General features: G+C 39.7%; 13 protein-coding genes. 9 read left to right on the top strand and 4 right to left on the bottom strand.

Translation table 11 applies throughout. The features are described from left to right. Positions 1 to 30: 30 nt before the first annotated feature. The 6 genes from AACM45_RS03950 (at position 31) to AACM45_RS03925 (ending at position 10,160) form a co-directional block, all read left to right on the top strand. Positions 31 to 1,821 carry a carboxypeptidase-like regulatory domain-containing protein gene (locus AACM45_RS03950; protein WP_339140915.1) on the top strand — a complete coding sequence of 597 codons (1,791 nt, stop codon included), beginning with the start codon at positions 31 to 33 and terminating at the stop codon, positions 1,819 to 1,821. Between the two features lie 76 nt (positions 1,822 to 1,897). After that, positions 1,898 to 3,646, top strand: a complete 1,749-nt coding sequence (locus AACM45_RS03945) for a carboxypeptidase-like regulatory domain-containing protein (RefSeq protein ID WP_339140914.1) — start codon at positions 1,898 to 1,900, stop codon at positions 3,644 to 3,646. Between the two features lie 73 nt (positions 3,647 to 3,719). Next, positions 3,720 to 6,230: a carboxypeptidase-like regulatory domain-containing protein gene (locus AACM45_RS03940; RefSeq protein ID WP_339140913.1), complete on the top strand. Its 2,511-nt coding sequence runs from the start codon at positions 3,720 to 3,722 to the stop codon at positions 6,228 to 6,230. 167 nt (positions 6,231 to 6,397) lie between these two features. Continuing rightward, entirely contained in the window at positions 6,398 to 6,736 is a 339-nt protein-coding gene (locus AACM45_RS03935; RefSeq protein ID WP_339140911.1) for a hypothetical protein, read from the top strand. Positions 6,737 to 6,754: 18 nt separating this feature from the next. Continuing rightward, a complete protein-coding gene (locus AACM45_RS03930) occupies positions 6,755 to 7,891 on the top strand; it encodes a carboxypeptidase-like regulatory domain-containing protein (protein ID WP_339140910.1) in 1,137 nt (378 codons plus the stop codon). 286 nt (positions 7,892 to 8,177) lie between these two features. Then, entirely contained in the window at positions 8,178 to 10,160 is a 1,983-nt protein-coding gene (locus AACM45_RS03925) for a TonB-dependent receptor plug domain-containing protein (protein ID WP_339140908.1), read from the top strand. Here the strand turns inward: AACM45_RS03925 and AACM45_RS03920 are convergent, their stop codons facing one another. Further along, on the bottom strand, positions 10,161 to 11,789 hold the full coding sequence (locus AACM45_RS03920) for an acyl-CoA carboxylase subunit beta (RefSeq protein ID WP_339140907.1): 1,629 nt from the start codon (positions 11,787 to 11,789) through the stop codon (positions 10,161 to 10,163). Between the two features lie 65 nt (positions 11,790 to 11,854). Here AACM45_RS03920 and AACM45_RS03915 point away from each other — a divergent pair, with 65 nt between their 5' ends. The 3 genes from AACM45_RS03915 to ettA all read left to right on the top strand — a co-directional run bounded on the left by AACM45_RS03915 (position 11,855) and on the right by ettA (position 14,968). Further along, on the top strand, positions 11,855 to 12,838 hold the full coding sequence (locus tag AACM45_RS03915; protein ID WP_339140905.1) for a Gfo/Idh/MocA family protein: 984 nt from the start codon (positions 11,855 to 11,857) through the stop codon (positions 12,836 to 12,838). Positions 12,839 to 12,894: 56 nt separating this feature from the next. Next, the gene (locus AACM45_RS03910) at positions 12,895 to 13,077 is read left to right on the top strand and encodes a CAL67264 family membrane protein (protein ID WP_339140903.1); all 183 of its coding nucleotides are present in this window, start codon (positions 12,895 to 12,897) and stop codon (positions 13,075 to 13,077) included. Positions 13,078 to 13,276: 199 nt separating this feature from the next. After that, positions 13,277 to 14,968: an energy-dependent translational throttle protein EttA gene (gene ettA, locus AACM45_RS03905; RefSeq protein ID WP_339140901.1), complete on the top strand. Its 1,692-nt coding sequence runs from the start codon at positions 13,277 to 13,279 to the stop codon at positions 14,966 to 14,968. Positions 14,969 to 15,058: 90 nt separating this feature from the next. Here the strand turns inward: ettA and AACM45_RS03900 are convergent, their stop codons facing one another. The 3 genes from AACM45_RS03900 to AACM45_RS03890 all read right to left on the bottom strand — a co-directional run bounded on the left by AACM45_RS03900 (position 15,059) and on the right by AACM45_RS03890 (position 18,699). Then, complete coding sequence (locus AACM45_RS03900; RefSeq protein WP_339140900.1) at positions 15,059 to 16,453, bottom strand: M16 family metallopeptidase; 1,395 nt, start codon at positions 16,451 to 16,453, stop codon at positions 15,059 to 15,061. 4 nt (positions 16,454 to 16,457) lie between these two features. Beyond that, entirely contained in the window at positions 16,458 to 17,846 is a 1,389-nt protein-coding gene (locus AACM45_RS03895; RefSeq protein WP_339140899.1) for a M16 family metallopeptidase, read from the bottom strand. Positions 17,847 to 17,922: 76 nt separating this feature from the next. After that, positions 17,923 to 18,699, bottom strand: a complete 777-nt coding sequence (locus AACM45_RS03890; RefSeq protein WP_339140898.1) for an MBL fold metallo-hydrolase — start codon at positions 18,697 to 18,699, stop codon at positions 17,923 to 17,925.

Genomic DNA, 18,699 nt, shown 5'->3' with positions numbered 1-18,699 from the left:
ACTTCTAGACAAAATTTTAAAAAGAAAGCTATGAAAAATCTTTTACCACTTGTTGCCGTGTTTCTTTTCGGTTTCATAGGCAGTGCCCAAGAACAACGAATCGTGTCAGGTAAGGTTACCGACAACCAAGCACCAATAGAAAATGTAAACGTCTACATTAAAGAAAAACAAATTTCAACGGTAACCGATGCCGATGGAAAATACACGATTAAGGCCGAAACCGGTGATGTATTGCAGTTTACCTATACGGGAATGAAAACCATTTCAATTCGAGTAGAAGATGTTACACGCTTTCTAAGCCCGGTAATGGTGCCAGATGTGACGGAGTTGGAAGAGGTTACCGTAAAAAGCAGTCGAAGAATTTCCCAAAAAGATTTAGAGGAAGACTATGTGCTGAATAAGAATATTATCCGCACCGCTTTTGGTTATTTAGATGCCGATCGAGCAGCTGGTAACGTAAGAACTTTGGATGATAGTGAGATAAACCCTGTAAATGTGAACGTCTTTGCATTATTGCAAAACAGGTTTCCTGGGGTTCAAGTAACTGGTAATTTATTTGGGGCCAATAATTTGGCAGAGGTATCACCGATTAATCAAGCATCCATAGCTTCAAGTGGTGTTTTTATAAGGGGGCGTGGTTCACTCACCAATCAAAGGGCCGCTATTTTTGATATTGATGGACAGATTTTCACCAATATTCCCCCTCCAATCGATATTGGAAACATTAAAAGGATAGCCATATTGAACAATCTGGCTACCACAACCAGATATGGAAGCATTGGTGCAGGTGGTGTCATTGTGATCAACACCTTTTCAGGTACGCCACAAAATGATAAGATCGTAGACCGCGCCAGACTCAAGAATAACTATGTAAATACCAAAGTACTCACTAGGGCAGAGGTAGCTAATAATAATCCTACCTACCTGAAGGAATTGGAGGCCAGCACTTCTTTTGATGACGCGAAAAAGGTATATGACCAGTATGAATCATCATACTACAGTTCCCCATACTTCTATTTGGATGCGTACACCTATTTTTCAGAAAACCATGATGATATGGATTATGCCGATGCCATAATCAATGAAAATTTCGCATTATTTGATGACAACCCGGTCTTGCTAAAGGCATTGGCCTATCGGTATGAAGAGCAGCAACGTTTCGAAAAGGCAAACGCCATTTTTAAGGAAGTATTCATACTAAGGCCCAATTACGCCCAAAGTTACATGGACATGGCCAACAGTTACCGAAGTTTGAATGAGGTCAAGCAAGCGGCTTCCATTTACGCACGATACGATTATTTGGTACAAGAGGGTTTCATGGAGCAAGACAGTATAGGCTTTGGGCCCGTAATGGAACGGGAGTTCAATAACTTATTGGTATTGAACCGCAATGCTGTGGTCAACTCCACAAAGTCTGGGAAGCTCTACGTGGCCCAAGAAGAATTCGAGGGAACGCGATTGGTCTTTGAATGGAACGATAGCGAGGCGGAGTTTGACCTTCAGTTCGTGAACCCTGAAAACCAATATTACAAATGGAAACACAGCTTGGCCGACAACGAAAAAACCATTTACCGCGAAAAAGATTTTGGCTATAGTGTCAAAGAATATTTGATTGATGGTTCGTTGCCAGGCACATGGGGGGTTAACGTGAAGTATTTGGGCAATAAAAGTTTGACGCCTACATATTTGAAAGCTACCGTGTATTACAATTATGGAGCTAGAAGTCAAAGAAAAGAGACCAAGGTCTTTAAACTTAGCTTAAAAGATGTGAACCAAGAACTGTTCAAGGTACAATCCGTTGGTAGCATTGTAACAAAATAAGAATCGATATTCTTAATCTAAAATAGGCTATGATTTTAATGTAATAGGCATGAATCTAATTCATAAAACTTGATATATGAAAAAAACCATTTTACTTCCGTTCTTTTTACTATTGTTCTTTGCTGCCATAGGGCAACAGAAACGTACCCTTGTGGGTGAGGTCAGTGATGGAAAATCACCTATTGAAAACGTTAATATCTCCATTGTCGAAAAGGGAATTACAACGATAACCGATAGTGAGGGTAAGTATGAGGTTCAAGTGGAAACGGGGGATAAGATTAGGTTTTCATATATAGGTTTTAAGACCATTTTTATTAGGGTAGAAGATGTGACTAAAATTCTCAACCCGATAATGGTCCCTGATGTTACCGAGTTGGATGAGGTGGTCGTGAAAAATAGTAAGCGCATGTCACAAAAAGACTTGGAAGCGGATTATAACATCAGAAAAAATATCATACGTACTGCTTTTGGGTATTTAGATGGAGATAGAGCAGCAGGTAATATTCGTGTTTTAAATGAAGGGGATATCAGCGCAATAGATTTGTGTATCCTTGATATGCTCCGAGGTCAATTCTCGATGGTAAGGGTGAGCGGCGATTGCCAAAAAGGAGGCGAGGTTTTCATGAGGGGTAGTGGATCAATTAACAATCCAGCTTCTGCAATATTTGATGTTGATGGGCAAATTTTTAGGGATGCTCCAGTTTGGTTAAGTTATGGTGCAATAAGGCGTGTGGGAATATTAAACAATTTGGCTACCACCACACCATATGGAACATTAGGCAACGGTGGCGTTGTAGTTATTAATACCGTTGGCTATCATCCAAGGCAAAGAAATAACGAAATGGCTGATCAAGCTCGTTTAAAGAACAATTATCTAAGCGGAAAGGTACTTACCAAAACGGATTTGGATAGGAATAAGCCAACCTATTTAAAAGAATTGGAGGCCAGTGGGAACTTTGAGGCTGCAGTAGCTGTTTTCGAAAAATACCAAACTCCATATTCAAACTCACCCTATTTTTTTATGGATATGGCCACTTATTTTACTAAAAAGTGGAACAATACCGATTTCTCTGATACCATCATCGAGAATAACAGCAGGCTTTTTAAAGACAACCCAGTACTTTTAAAGGCCTTGGCCTATCATTATGAAGAGCAGGGACGTTATGAAAAGGCCAATGCGGTATTGAAAGAGGTCTTTATACTTCGACCGAATTATGCCCAAAGTTATTTGGATATTGCCAATAGTTACCGAGATCTTAATCAAGTCAAACAGGCCGCTGCCATTTACGCAAGATACGACTACCTGGTGCAAGAAGGTTTTATGGAACAAGATAACATAGTTTTTGGTCCCTTATTAGAACGGGAGTTCAATAATCTATTGAGTCTGAAACGTAATACGGTGATTACGGCCCAAAAATCAAGCAAATTGTATGTGGCCCAAGAAGAGTTCGAGGGAACGCGATTGGTCTTTGAATGGAACGATAGTGAGGCGGAATTTGACCTTCAGTTCGTGAACCCTGAAAACCAATATCACCTATGGAAGCATAGTTTGATGGATAATCCCGAAACCGTTTACCGTGAGAAAGATTTCGGTTATAACGTTACCGAATACCTGTTAGATGGTTCCTTATCAGGTACATGGGGGGTGAATGTGAAGTATTTGGGCAATAAGAGTCTGACACCTACATATTTAAAGGCAACGGTATATTACAATTATGGGTCCAGCAGTCAGAGAAAAGAGACCAAGGTCTTTAAATTGACCTTAAAAGACGTGAACCAAGAACTGTTCAAGGTACAATCCGTTGGGGGTATTGTGACGGAATAGAAGTCGATTTTCTTGATAGTTTACTTTCAGTAGTATAAAGGTCTTTTTCCAATCATATTAAAAAAACCCTTTTATGAAAAACATTTTTCTTTTTCCACTCTTGTTTTTGTTTTTAATAAGCGTTGAGGCGCAAGAAAAACGTTTTTTATCGGGTTATGTATTCGAAAACGTAAGTGTTTTAGAAAATGTCAAAGTAGTCAATCTCACCAAAGATATCACAACAGTAACCGATAGCGAGGGTAAGTATAAAATTGCGGTTGCGACAGGCGATCAAATCCGTTTTTCTTTTATCGGTATGAAGACAATAGCGATAAAGGTCGAAGATGTGACCCGCATACTGAACCTAGAGATGTTTCCCGATGTGACCGAATTGGATGAAGTAACGGTGCAAAAGAAAAAGAAATTATCACAGAAAGAATTGCGGGTAGAATATGCTTTTAACAAGAACATCGTAATGACAGGCTTTGGCCTTTTAGACACCAAAAAGACCATAGGTGATATTCAGGTATTGACTGCAGATGACTTTAAGGCGAATGGTGCCTGTCTTTTAGATTTGTTACGATTGAATTTTACAGGACTCCGGGTTGAGGGGAGTTGCGCACTACCCGGTCCCATAGCGATCCGTTCGGCAGTAGGCCAAACCGTTATTGAGGTAGATGGGCTGATTCGGGATCCTCATATCATTCCTATTGAGCATGTCAGACGGGTGGCAGTTTTTGCGGGTTCTGCGTTGACTAGAAAATACGGTGCGGATGTCGGTGGCGTCATCGTCATCAATACATTTTCGGGGACCACATTTGGTAATAAGATCGTGGATAGGGCAAGGCTCAGGGACAATTTTATTAAAAGCCCTGATTTGGGAAGGCAATATTTAAATGAGAACAAAAGACGAAATCAAAACAAAAAATTGATTTCAGGTACGGTAACTGATGGAAAGACCCCCATACCAGATGTCAATATCTCAATTGAAGCAACAAATACGGCAACAAGAACCAATGATAAGGGCAAATATAAAATCAAGGCGAATCCAGGCGATGAGATCAAGTTTTCTTATATCGGTTTGAAAACGGTTACCATTAAGGTTGAGGATGTAACACGTTTTTTAAATCCGGTGATGATTCCAGAAGTAACTGAGTTGGAAGAGGTAACCGTAGAATCGAGCAAACGGATGTCACAAAAAGATTTGGAAGAAGATTACAATAGTAGAAAAAATATTATACGCACTGCTTTTGGGTATTTGGATGGTGATAGGGCAGCCGGTAAAATTCGTGTAATAACTGAAGAAGATATTACCTCTGTAAATCTTTGTATCCTCGACTTATTAAGGACTAGGTTTCCGGGAATTACAGTGATTGGTGATTGTTTGGGCGTAGGGGGTTCGGTCTTGATAAGGGGTGCGAATTCCATCAACAATGTGGCCACAGCAATATTTGACGTAGACGGTCAAATTTTCACTGATGTACCCATCTGGATAAATACAGGTAATATTAAAAGGGTTGCAATACTCAATAATCTGGCCTTGACCAGCACCTACGGTTCCGCTGGCAGTGGAGGGGTCATTGTAATCAATACCGTGGCGGGTAGTCCAGGTAACAAAGCCTTGGTTGATCAGGCACGTTTGAGAAATAATTTTATAAATGGGAAAATACTGACCAAAGCCGATATCAACAGAAATAATCCTACCTACCTGAAGGAATTGGAGGCCAGCACTTCTTTTGATGACGCGAAAAAGGTATATGACCAGTATGAATCCTCATACTACAGTTCCCCATACTTTTATTTGGATGCCTATTCCTATTTTTCAGATAAATGGGACGAGCTAGATTATGCCGATGCCTTTATCAAGGCCAATTATGGTCTTTTTGAAAACAATGCAGTGCTTTTAAAGGCTTTGGCGTATCAATATGAAAGACAAGGAAGATACGATCAGGCGAATGAGGCGTATAAGGAAATTTTTCTCCTTCGCCCCAATTATGCGCAAAGCTATATGGATATGGCGAATAGCTATCGCAATCTAAACGAATCGAAAGACGCCGCTACGATATATACACGTTACGCTTACTTAATCGAACAGGGTTTCATGAAGCAAGATACGGTGGGCTTTGGCCCCATAATGGAGCGGGAGTTCAATAATCTTTTGAGTCTGAACGGTGAAGCCGTAGTGAATGCCAAAAAAGTAAATAAGCTTTACATCGCCGAAGAGGATTTCAAAGGGACCCGATTGGTCTTTGAATGGAACGATAGCGAGGCCGAATTTGAGTTACAATTTGTGAATCCAGGAAATCAATATTACACTTGGAAGCATAGTTTGATGGATAATTCGGAAACTATTTATCGCGAGAAGGACTTTGGCTACAATGTAACCGAATACCTGTTAGATGGGTCTTTACCAGGCACGTGGAGTGTAAACCTCAATTATTTGGGCAATAAGAGTTTGACACCCACTTACTTGAAGGCAACGGTCTATTACAACTACGGTTCAAAGAGCCAGCGTAAGAAAACCAAGGTATTCAAAGTTAGCTTGAAAAATGTCAACCAAGAACTATTTAAGGTACAGTCCGTAGGGCAGCTTAGCGTTGAATAGCAATCATATCGGTCTTCAAAAATGAAGAAATGAAAACCTGATGTATGGTTTTGGTGGTAAATGTTGGTGTTTTTGTAGTGGTCTTATTAATTTAAAGTACTGGTATTTTACTTTGACGCATGGAATTAAACAAACGAATTAAGGGGAACAAAAGCATTTGTATTCTTTTGTCATTTTTTCTTTTTTATGGGCTATCGTTTGGGCAATCAAGCAATGATTCAGAGTTGATCAGCTCTAATAAATACTTTATTGGGGGAGAAGTTAAGGTGCCTAATGCGTATCGCCATTTTAAGGGTATTTCCAAACCATCTAGAAGGACTTTAAATATAGCTGTCTTGATAGCTGTTTATTGGGGAGATGACCGTGGAAGAACAAAAGTGAAATACCCAAAACTAGAAGGACATATTGAATCAAACCATCCTTTTTTAAATAAAAAAAACTCTGAGGTATTGACCGTTACCTATGGTACTTCCTATAGGGAAATGAGAATCATTAAAAACTTATAAAATCGAAATCAGAAAGAATTGAAAAAGCAAGCTTTTATTTTGGCCGTTTATTTGATTTCAAATACATTATTGGCCCAAGAGGACTTCAAAGGTCGAATCTTGGATGCGGATACCAAAGAACCCATTCCCTATGTTAATATTGGTATCGTCGATGTCGGTATTGGTACGGTCAGTGATGAAGATGGATTGTTCCATTTGAACCTGAAGTCCAAGGATTACAAAGATGATGCTGAGATTCTTTTTTCCGCTATCGGTTACGAAACCAAGTATATTCCAGTTTCCAAAGCAGAGATCGTCTATAATGAGTATCCTGAGATTCTATTGAAACCTACTATAATGGAACTAAAGGAAGTCGTGGTATCCAATAAGGGGGAGCGTTTCATCAGCGATAATATCGGCTATAGAAACTATGGGGAAAAGAATTATGGCTATTGGAAGGATAATATTGCACTTGGGGGGGAATTGGGTACCAAGGTAATTGCCAAAAGCGGCCTTCGAAGGTTGAACAGGTTTGAGTTTGAGGTCTGGCATAACCCCTCAGACAGTCTACTGCTTCGGGTAAATATTTATGAAGATGATGGCAATTTTGGTAGGCCAGGCACAAACCTGAACACTTCGGGTAAGAACATTCTCTGTACCGTTCAAAAAGATGACCGTATGGTCAAGGTAGATTTACGCCCTTATGACATTTACGTTAAAGATGATTTTATAGTGTCCTTAGAGCTATTGAAGGTCTATGGAGAAGAGGGGCTGGGTCTGGTTCTATCCGCAACCCTCAATGGATACGGCTCGTATAGAAAGTATGCCAGTCAAGATAAGTGGGAACATTTCTCTGATGTGAACATGGCGTATTATGTAGTATCTGAATTGATGGTCTCAGAAAAAACCGCACAACGTTTTGAACGAAGAAAAGCTAAAAAGGAGAAAAAGCAAAAGACGGTTTCAGGTTTTGTTATTGTACGGGGTCAAATGATCGCTGGGGTTTCGGTTTTCAATACGGCTACCAAAGAAACTGTTGCGTCAGATGATAAGGGCCGCTACATCATACCTGCAAAAAAAGGGAACATCCTAACCTTTACAAAAGACGGATATCATGACTTTAGTTTTAGGGTGGGTGATAAAATCACCCAAAATATTATTTTGAAATCGAAATAATCCGTATACTGAGCTAGTCATGAAAGTACTATTTACCAATGTCCTAATTTATGTTGTACCCATTGTGCTATTTGCGCAAAATACAGTTTCCAACCCTGAAATTACTATTTGTTGGGATACTTCATTCTCAATGACCGAGCGAGACCTTCAACAAGATTTTCAGGTCATTGATAGTGTAATTGTAACTCAAGATATACAAATGGTGCAATTACTTCTTTTCTCCAATAGTGTTCAAGAAAAAAAGTTCAAAATCTTAAACGGAGACTGGAGCGTTCTAAAAACCGAATTGTCCAATATTGCCTATGATGGTTGTACGTTGTTTGAAAATTTGAACACCATTTCTAAACACGATAAAGTATTGGTTTTTACAGATGGTAAAAAAGTAAAAGAAAATGATTTTTTGTCATTGAATGAAAATGATGTAATTGTTAATTCCTCAAAAAACGCCAATGTCAGGTTTTTGAATTTTATGGCCTATTTTAACAAAGCAGCACTCATTGATTTTTTAGAAAATCAAAAACCTAAAATAGCACCAAGTCACGCTAAAAAATCACTTGGGACTTTGGTTAATGGAACGGTCTACCTCGATGGAAAACCGGTACCGAATGTATCTATTATCTCGTCTTTTGGAAATGATCGACAAGTTGTTACAGATGATTATGGTAAGTTTTCTTTTCAAACGAATTTGGGTGATACGTTAAAAGTTTTAGGGACTAAGCTTGTAAAATCAGCTCTTGTTGTCAAAGATTTTGATACCGAGTTGCAATTTTTCTTGGATTCGAATACTGTTTCATTGGACGAAGTAGTTGTTTCGGAAAGTAAGTTAGACGAAAAAGTTAAGGTGAATACTGCTTATGGGTTACAGAATAATGAAAGTATTGGTTATGCAGTTAGCACCGTTGGAGATGCAGATATTAATGATTCAGAGTCTAAACTGCACGAAGCCCTTGAAGGAAAAGTGTCGGGTCTACAAATAAATAAAGCTTCTGGCTGGGATAATCGAAGTACTCTAGGGAAAACCCTGATACGTGGAATTAATTCAATCAACATGAATAATTACGCATTAGTAGTTATCGATGGCGTTCCGGTAGAATCTACATTTCGGGCAGGTGCCTCTGGTTCTTTCGTAACTCAATTCGAGACTCTAGGTTCTGGCGCTAGCCAAAAGGTAGCCAACTTTGACTATATAAACCCTGATAATATTGCAAGTGTAACTGTGTTAAAGGGATTGGCCGCCACAAACCGCTTTGGTACCATGGGGGGCAACGGAGTAATTTTGATCACCACAAAAACTGCCGCATATAAAGATGGAGTTAAAAAGAACATTGATCAAGCTCTTTTAACTAATAATATATTCGAAGGAAAATTAGTTTCCAAAAAGGGACAGTTGAATACTCCTTACTTAAAAGACTTGCGCAAGGCAAAAAATGTTAAAGAGGTGTATGATGTTTATTTAGGGCAACGTACCAACTACTTGGAAAATAATCAATATTTTATTGATGTTTCAGATTATTTCAGAACCGTAAGCCCTCCATTAGCGGATCGTGTTTTATCGAATATTTTAGAGAAAAAAACGACTTACAATTCGTTAAGAAAACTTTTCTTAAAATATAGATTTCTTGAAGATTGGAGTATGGCCCTAGTGGTGGCAAAAAAAATGTTTTTTGATTATCCTAAAAAAATCCAAACCTATTATGATTTTGCTATCGCCCAAAAAGATGCTGGGTATATTCAAAAGTCAGCTGACCTATTAAATGGAATTGTTACGGGTGCTATTGACCCAACTTTAGATTTTAGTCCATTGAACAAAATTGCCGGTGCCACTTTACGTAATTTGGTCAATCGAAATAATTCAAAGCTTGACCTATCCAAAATTGATGGGTCTTACAAAAATAATTTGACTTACAATGTCCGTTTGATATTTGATTGGGAGCGTCCACAGGATGAATTTGTCTTGAAATTTGTGAATCCTCAAAAAAGGTTTTTTGATTGGGAGCATTCAGCTTTGGCAGATAGAAATCGAATTACTAGTGAATTGAAAAATGGTTTCTCCGTGGAACAATTTGAGTTGATTGGTGATATAAGTATTGGTGATTGGCAGGTTAACGTTACCAATCTAAGTTCTGAAGCTAACAATCATCCATTTCTTATTAAATGTACGGTACAGCACAATTTTGGAAAATCCAATCAGCGAGAAGAAAAACATATTATTCGACTTGATGATGACGATACTAAAGAACAGTTATTTTTCAAGCTTAAAGCTGAATAATCAAACTTGTAAAATTCCAAGATTAAACTGCTTTTCAATAGGTGCGTGGTCCGCGGCTTCAATCCCCATTGAAATCCATTTTCTGGTATCCAAAGGGTCTATAATGGCGTCCGTCCATAAACGGGAGGCCGCATAGTATGGGGAGACCTGGTTATCGTAGCGATCTTTAATTTCGTTAAACAGTTCTTTCTCCTTTTTAGCATCAATTTTTTCGCCTTTCTTTTCCAAAGAGGCCTTTTCGATTTGTAACAAGACTTTAGCGGCTGAATTACCACTCATTACCGCAAGTTCGGCGGTAGGCCAGGCAACGATTAATCTTGGGTCATAAGCTTTTCCGCACATGGCGTAATTACCGGCACCATAACTATTGCCAATGACAATAGTGAACTTAGGTACTACGGAATTGCTGACTGCATTGACCATTTTGGCACCATCTTTAATGATACCGCCGTGTTCACTCTTACTGCCGACCATAAAACCAGTGACATCTTGCAAAAAGACCAAGGGTATTTTCTTTTGGTTGCAATTGGCGATAAAACGTGTGGCCTTATCCGCTGAATCAGAATAAATGACCCCACCGAATTGCATTTCACCTTTACCGTTTTTAACCACTTTTCGTTGGTTGGCAACAATGCCCACTGCCCAACCATCAATACGCGCATACCCGGTTAAAATCGTTTTTCCGTAGTCTTCTTTATACTGTTTGAAATCAGAATCGTCAACAAGGCGTTTTATAATTTCAAGCATGTCGTACTGGTCTGCACGTGATGAGGGCAGTATGCCGTAGATATCTTCTTGTTTTTCTTTAGGTAGTGATGCTTTAATTCTATTAAAACCCGCTTTATCAAAGTCGCCGATCTTGGCCATAATATTTTTGATGGTATCAAGGGCGTCTTTATCGTCTTTGGCCTTATAATCGGTCACACCGCTAATCTCACAATGCGTGGTTGCACCACCAAGGGTTTCATTATCAATACTTTCCCCTATGGCGGCTTTTACCAAATAACTACCTGCCAAAAAGATACTTCCCGTTTTATCTACAATCAAGGCCTCATCACTCATTATCGGCAAATAAGCACCCCCTGCAACACAACTACCCATGACGGCAGAAATCTGGGTAATTCCCATACTGCTCATAACGGCATTGTTTCGAAATATGCGCCCGAAATGTTCTTTGTCAGGAAATATCTCATCTTGCATCGGTAGGTAAACACCTGCGCTATCCACCAAATAAATAATGGGTAACTTATTTTCAATGGCCAGCTCTTGGGCCCTTAAATTTTTCTTTCCAGTTATCGGAAACCAAGCACCGGCCTTTACGGTTGCATCATTTGCCACCACAATGCACTGCTTCCCTTGTACATGACCAATTTTAATTACTACACCCCCAGAAGGGCAGCCGCCATGTGTCTCGTACATGCCATCACCGGCGAATGCCCCAATTTCGATACTGGCATCGTCATCGTCCAAAAGATAGGCTATGCGTTCCCTTGCCGTCATTTTACCCTTGGCATGTAGTTTTTCGATCCTACTTTTACCTCCCCCGAATTTTACTTTAGCGAGACGGTTTCGAAGTTCTGATACTTTTAATTTGTTTTGGTCTTCGTTTTTATTGAACTTTAGGTCCATCAACAGCGTGCTTAAATCATTTAGACCCTAAAGATAAGCACTAATAACGATTAGTTTAGCCTAGTATGCAGCGTAAAATAAGATGGGGTATCGTAGGCCTGGGTAAAATTGCCCAACATTTTGCCAATGATTTGAAATTGGTCGAAGATGCAGTTTTGGCTGCAGTCGCTTCCAGAAGTGAGGCTAAAGCAAAAGAGTTTGCCCATAAAAATGGAGCAGCCCACCATTTCGCGGATTATGAAACTTTATTCAAAAGTGATGAAGTGGATGTGGTCTACATTGCTACGCCACATACATTCCATAAAACTGTCGCAATCAAAGCTATGGAATCGGGCAAACATGTACTTTGCGAAAAGCCCCTGGGTATTCATCGGATAGAGGTTGAAGAACTACTAAAGGTCGCAAAAGAAAATAAGGTCTTTTTAATGGAAGCACTTTGGTCTAGATTTAATCCGACCATAAAGAAAGCCTTGGGGTTGGTTGAGAATGGAACCATCGGTAAGCTGAAATATATCAACGCTGATTTCGGATTTTATGCCATGGATAGACCATTGGATTCAAGATTGTTCAACTTGGATTTGGCAGGTGGGACACTTTTGGATATTGGGATTTACCCCGTATTTCTTTCGTACCTAATGATGGGCAAGCCAAAAGACATTGCTGCTTTTTCCAATTTCAATGAACAAGGCACTGAAGTGCAGACGTCAGTTATCTTTAAATATGATGGCGGACAGGCAATTTTGAACAGTAGTTTTGCAAACGAAACTAGAATGAATGCGGAATTAGCGGGAACCGATGGAAGTATCTTTTTGCATCCAAGATGGCATGAATCCCAAGGGTACACCATAAAGACTTTAACGGGTATAAAAGAGGTAAACCTGCCAACGGAGGGTAGGGGGTACACGTACGAAATAGTGGAAGTTCACAAGTGCATAAAAAAAGGACAATTGGAAAGTAACTTATGGTCACACCAGAATAGTCTTGATTTAATTTCTTTGTTGGATGCCATAAGAAATAAAACTGGTGTTCGATTTCCATTTGAATCCTAAAAGATTGTGGGCAATCACCAATTTTTACGATATTTGAGTTTACATAAAATTAACCTATGGGGATGAATAAAAATACGGTTTTGGCCTGGGCAACCTTTATAATGATTTTTGTGGGCGTTGGCATGATTGCGCTTGGCGCTTTTAAATATGATGAAGTGGCAGGATGGGGTTTTGCTGCGGTCGGTATCGGTTTTTTTGCTGTGGCATGGGTATTTAATGCCTTAAAAGGACGGGTTTGACCAATTCAAATCCATAGTCAATTACAAGTCCAATTTTTTAATGACGATTTAGAATTATGATGCTGCACTCTAGTTTATTTGTGAAACTTTCGCAACTACTTGATGTATTCATTGAATCTAGTTGCTTCCATTAACCATTAACCATTAACCATTAACCATTAACCATTAACCATTAACCATTAACCATTAACCATAACATATGTCAGACGACAAAAAGGTCATCTTTTCAATGTCAGGGGTCACCAAGACCTATAAAAATGCCAATACACCTGTTTTAAAGAACATTTACCTAAGCTTTTTCTATGGTGCCAAAATCGGGATATTAGGTCTTAACGGCTCAGGTAAGTCAACCTTGTTGAAAATCATTGCCGGTGTGGATAAAAATTTTCAAGGGGACGTTGTTTTTTCCCCAGGTTATTCCGTAGGCTATTTAGAACAAGAGCCCCAACTCGATGAAAGTAAAACGGTTTTGGAGGTGGTCAAAGAGGGCGTAGCCGAAACAGTTGCAATTCTTGATGAGTACAATAAAATCAACGATATGTTTGGTTTGCCAGAAGTTTATGAAGATGCTGAAAAGATGCAAAAACTAATGGACAAGCAAGCGACGCTTCAAGACAAGATTGATGCCTCGAATGCTTGGGAGTTGGATACCAAGCTTGAAATCGCAATGGATGCCTTGCGTACGCCTGATTCCGATAAAAAAATAGGGGTGCTTTCTGGAGGGGAACGAAGAAGGGTAGCCTTGTGTCGCCTTCTGCTTCAAGAACCCGAGGTATTACTTTTAGATGAACCCACCAACCATTTGGATGCGGAATCGGTACATTGGTTAGAACACCATTTGGCCCAATACAAAGGCACTGTGATTGCCGTGACACACGACCGTTACTTTTTGGATAATGTGGCTGGCTGGATATTGGAATTGGATAGAGGGGAAGGTATACCATGGAAAGGGAATTATTCAAGTTGGTTGGACCAGAAATCCAAAAGACTCGCCCAAGAAAGTAAGCAAGCTTCAAAAAGGCAAAAAACCTTAGAGCGGGAGCTGGAATGGGTGCGACAAGGGGCTAAAGGGAGACAGACAAAACAGAAGGCTCGTTTGAAAAATTATGATAAGCTCATTAGCCAAGACCAGAAACAACTTGAGGAAAAATTGGAGATTTATATTCCCAATGGCCCCCGTTTAGGTACCAACGTTATTGAAGCAAAAGGAGTAAGCAAGGCCTACGGCGATAAATTACTCTATGAAGCTCTGAATTTTAACCTACCACAAGCAGGAATTGTAGGCATCATAGGACCTAACGGTGCGGGTAAGACCACTATTTTCAAAATGATCATGGGTGAAGAAACCCCGAATAAAGGAGAATTTGCAGTTGGCGAAACTGCAAAACTGGCCTATGTTGACCAAAGTCATGGTAATATAGATCCAGACAAGTCAATATGGGAAAACTTCAGTGACGGACAAGAATTGGTAATGATGGGGGGTAAGCAGGTAAACTCAAGGGCCTATTTAAGTCGATTTAATTTTTCAGGAAGTGAACAGAACAAGAAAGTCAACATGCTATCAGGAGGTGAGCGAAACCGACTTCATTTGGCGATGACCTTAAAAGAAGAGGGCAACGTGCTACTGCTTGATGAGCCTACCAATGATCTCGACGTAAATACCTTACGGGCTTTGGAAGAAGGTCTGGAGAATTTTGCGGGCTGTGCGGTAATCATATCACATGATAGGTGGTTCTTAGATCGTATCTGTACGCACATATTGGCCTTTGAAGGTGATTCACAAGTATACTTCTTTGAAGGGTCTTTCTCAGATTATGAAGAAAACAAAAAGAAACGCTTAGGGGCTGATATCATGCCAAAACGAATTAAGTACAAGAAGTTGATTCGTTAGCTTATGATAGGTACTGACCTTATATAGTGCTATAAAAAATGGCGAAATCAAAACTTGATTTCGCCATTTTTTATTCAACGGATCTTTTCCCTATTGTTTCAAGGGCGTTTTTATGGTTTCTTGTATTTGATCACTGATTTTGGCCTTATCACCAACGGCAATGAAGGTCATATTTTCAGGTTTGATATATTTCTGGGTCATTTCTTGAACTTTTTCAGGGGTTACAGCATGCATATTCCGTACTTTGTTGGTTAAGAAAGATTCGTCCAGATCATGCGTATCCAAAAATATCATTTGACCGATAATTCCGCTAGGTGTGGAATTTTGAAGCACATAGATTCCTGATTCATAATTAATGATTCCATCAAGTTCTTCTTGGGTCGGTGGCTCGTTCTGGAGCTTTTCAATTTCCTTCATGATTTCCGTTAGAGAAGCTCCCGTATGTTCTGTGGTAACATCGGCCGATTCGTACCAAACACCTGACTTATAGTTTGTTTGCAAAGCACTAAAGGGTGAATAGGTATACCCTTTGTCCTCTCTAATATTACTTGTAATCCTCGAAGCAAAAGACCCGCCTAAAATTGAATTGGTAACATCTAAGGCGATATAGTCTTCATGAGAAGGGTCAATGACCGGTAGCCCATAGTAAATTGTAGTTTGGGGAGCGTTTGGTCTATCGATTATTTTCACTTCGTTAGCGGTAACCGGTTGCGCTACATTGTAATTTGATTCGGTTCCTTTGCGCCAATCACCTAGGGCATTTTGCACAGCTTCTTGAACAGCCTCCGCGTCGAAGTTTCCAGCCACATAAACGGTAGTTCTCAAAGCCCCAAAATTAGTATCATAAAACTGTTTGATAGCCTCAACGGAATAAGAATCTACCATCTCATCTGTCGGATATACGCGACCGTAAGGATGGTCTGGATAAATAGTGGCCATGAAATCCCTGTTTGCCTGGGCGCTAGGCCTAGATAACCTAACTGCAAGGTCTCGCTTCATGTCGTTCTTCAGTCGCGTCAATTCTTCGGTTGGCCATTTAGGATTTCTCAAAACATCGGCCATTAGTGCTATGGCATTAGGGGTAAACTCGTAGAGTACGGAACTACTTAATGAAGAGGTATGCAACCCAACCCCAATATTTAAGTTACCACCCATCCCGGCCATTTCATCGGCGATTTGTTTTGAATTTTTACTTACACTTCCCTCTTCCAATAAATCGGCCAATAAATCGCACAACCAAACTTGGTTTTCATTCTCATCAATATTACCCGTCTTTATGCTGATTCGAATCGTGGCTTTTGGAATGGATCCATATGGGACCATTACGATGGTCAATCCGTTGTCTAATTGTACCACTTCCTTTTCTGGTAAGGTGAAGTTTTTGGGTTCTCCGCCCTTTGGTGGTTGCTCTTTTGTTTCTTTTTGGGCGGTAACGAGATTTACTGTAAAAGCAGTTACCAAAAAGTATATAACTATATTTTTCATCACCTTATTGTTTTTCGTTGTTGGCCAATACGGCCTCAACAGTTAGTATTGTTCTGTTAGAATCGACCAAGTATTCGTCTATGGTACGCTTCATAATTTTAGGGGTTATTTTTTTGAACTCGTCCTCAAGGGTATTGATGCGTTGTGGATTGTCATCAAAGAGCGCAAAACTGCATAGTAAATCAGCTCTTCCAAGGCCAAATGTACCTCCGATATTGTCATAAAGTTGTGACCTTAGCTTCACAATCGCTTTGTCAATCATCTCTTGATCAATATTGGTTTTTAAATCGGTCATCACTTCTGAAATTGAAGTAAGGATCTCTTCCCTTTGTGATTTCTCGTCATAAGTCAGGTTATACATCCAAAGCATGGGGCCTTTGTAATTGAACATATTTCCGAGATAATTGATTCCGCCTCCCACATTTGAAGAGAACCCTTTTTCCTTTTCTAGTTTTTGCACTAAAAGCCCATTATCACCTTGGACCAAAATTTGATCTAAGAGGCCCATGGCATAATATGCTTCAGTATTTCGTTCTGGCATATGATAGGCCAATGCGATTGCGGGTTTATTTGCCAAGGAATCAACTTTTACAAACTCTTTTTGCGCAGTCTGTTTAGGTTCTGAAATGTCAGGTTGTTCGGGTAATTCGGCTGAGGGTATGTCCCCAAAGTATTTTTCTATCCAGGCTTTTGCTTCCTCAATTTCAAAATCCCCGACTACCGATAAGGCTGCATTATTGGGTGCATAATACGTTTTAAAGAAGCTCGCAACATCCTCTAATTTTGCTGCATCCAAATCTTCGAGGTCTCCATAAAAATTATGGGCGTTGTACCAATTTTCGTTTGCATACTGGGGCATGTCCAACCATGGGAACCCTCCATAGGGTTGGTTGAGTACGTTTACCTTGACCTCATTCTTCACCACACCCTGTTGGTTCGTTAAATTGTCTTGTGTAATCGACAAACCCCTCATTCTATCAGCTTCTGCCCATAACATGGTTTCCAGTTTGTGGGAAGGCACAATTTCGAAGTAATTGGTGAAATCAAATCGTGTGGAACCATTTAGTACCCCACCGTTTTTTTGAACTAATTTTATGAATTCCATTTTTCCGAGATTTTCAGAACCTTGAAACATCATATGTTCAAACAAATGGGCAAAACCGGTGCGGTCTTTGGGTTCAATTCGAAATCCTATATTATAATAGGCGGCGATAATAGCAGTCGGTGAAGTTTTGTCTTGAGATAAGATGACTTTAAGCCCATTGTCCAGTTTATAATATTCTACCGGAACCTTAAACTCAGCTACTTCTTCTTTTGTTTCTTTTTTCTCATTGCAGCTCATCAGTAACACTGCTACAGTGGAAAGAAAAAACCATTTGGAAATTAATTTCATTGCGTTGTTTTTAAGTTAATCAAAAATCATTGTTTTTAGTAAGACCTAATTATTGTAGCATTGTTACAGGTCTTCGCTAATAATCCATTTTCGGATACCAGTCCAGCTGTACCACTTTAATGTCAGGGTTCGTACGATGTACTATTTCTTGAAATTTCTTCACATCACTCACGTCTGGTCTTCCCCTGTAATGATAGGGATATACTTGTGCAGGTTGAAATTCCAAAACGGCATCGGCAGCACTTTCTACGGTCATTGTATACGGTAAATTCATGCAAATAAAAGCCTTGTCAATATTTTCCAATGCCCTCATTTCTGGAACATCCTCCGTATCTCCAGAAAAATAGATGCGTTCATCACCCAAATTTAAGACATAACCATTGCCTCGTCCTTTGGTATGGAATTGCAAAGCTTCGTCCCGCAGATTATACATTGGTATAGCTTCAACCTTGATTCCAAAACGCGTTTTACGATCACCATTGTCCAACACATCCAATTGGGGAGTGAATTTTTCGGGTATTTTGTTGGCAACGGCTTGCGGTACTATAATTTTGGCTTTCTGCGTGTTTAGGGCTTCTAATGTTTCTAGGCTGAAATGATCACCATGTATGTCCGTGATTAATATGAGATCGGGTTCCTTATGACCATCAAAGGCTTCTTTTCCACCAACGGGATCAATATAAATGGTGATATCACCCCATGTTAAGACCGCAGTGGCATGTTCAATCGGGACAATCCGTAATTCAGGGTATTCAGTTTTTGACGCTACTATTTCTGCTGAATTCGTTTTTCGATTTTTACATGCCATCAATAAGGATACAGCGAGTATTATAAATAGGGAATACGATTTCAT

The sequence above is a fragment of the Croceitalea sp. MTPC5 genome (assembly GCF_036985505.1).
Classification (GTDB): domain Bacteria; phylum Bacteroidota; class Bacteroidia; order Flavobacteriales; family Flavobacteriaceae; genus Croceitalea.
The sequence above is the reverse complement of the archived record's forward strand: the minus strand, read 5'-3'. Positions and strand labels throughout refer to the sequence as shown.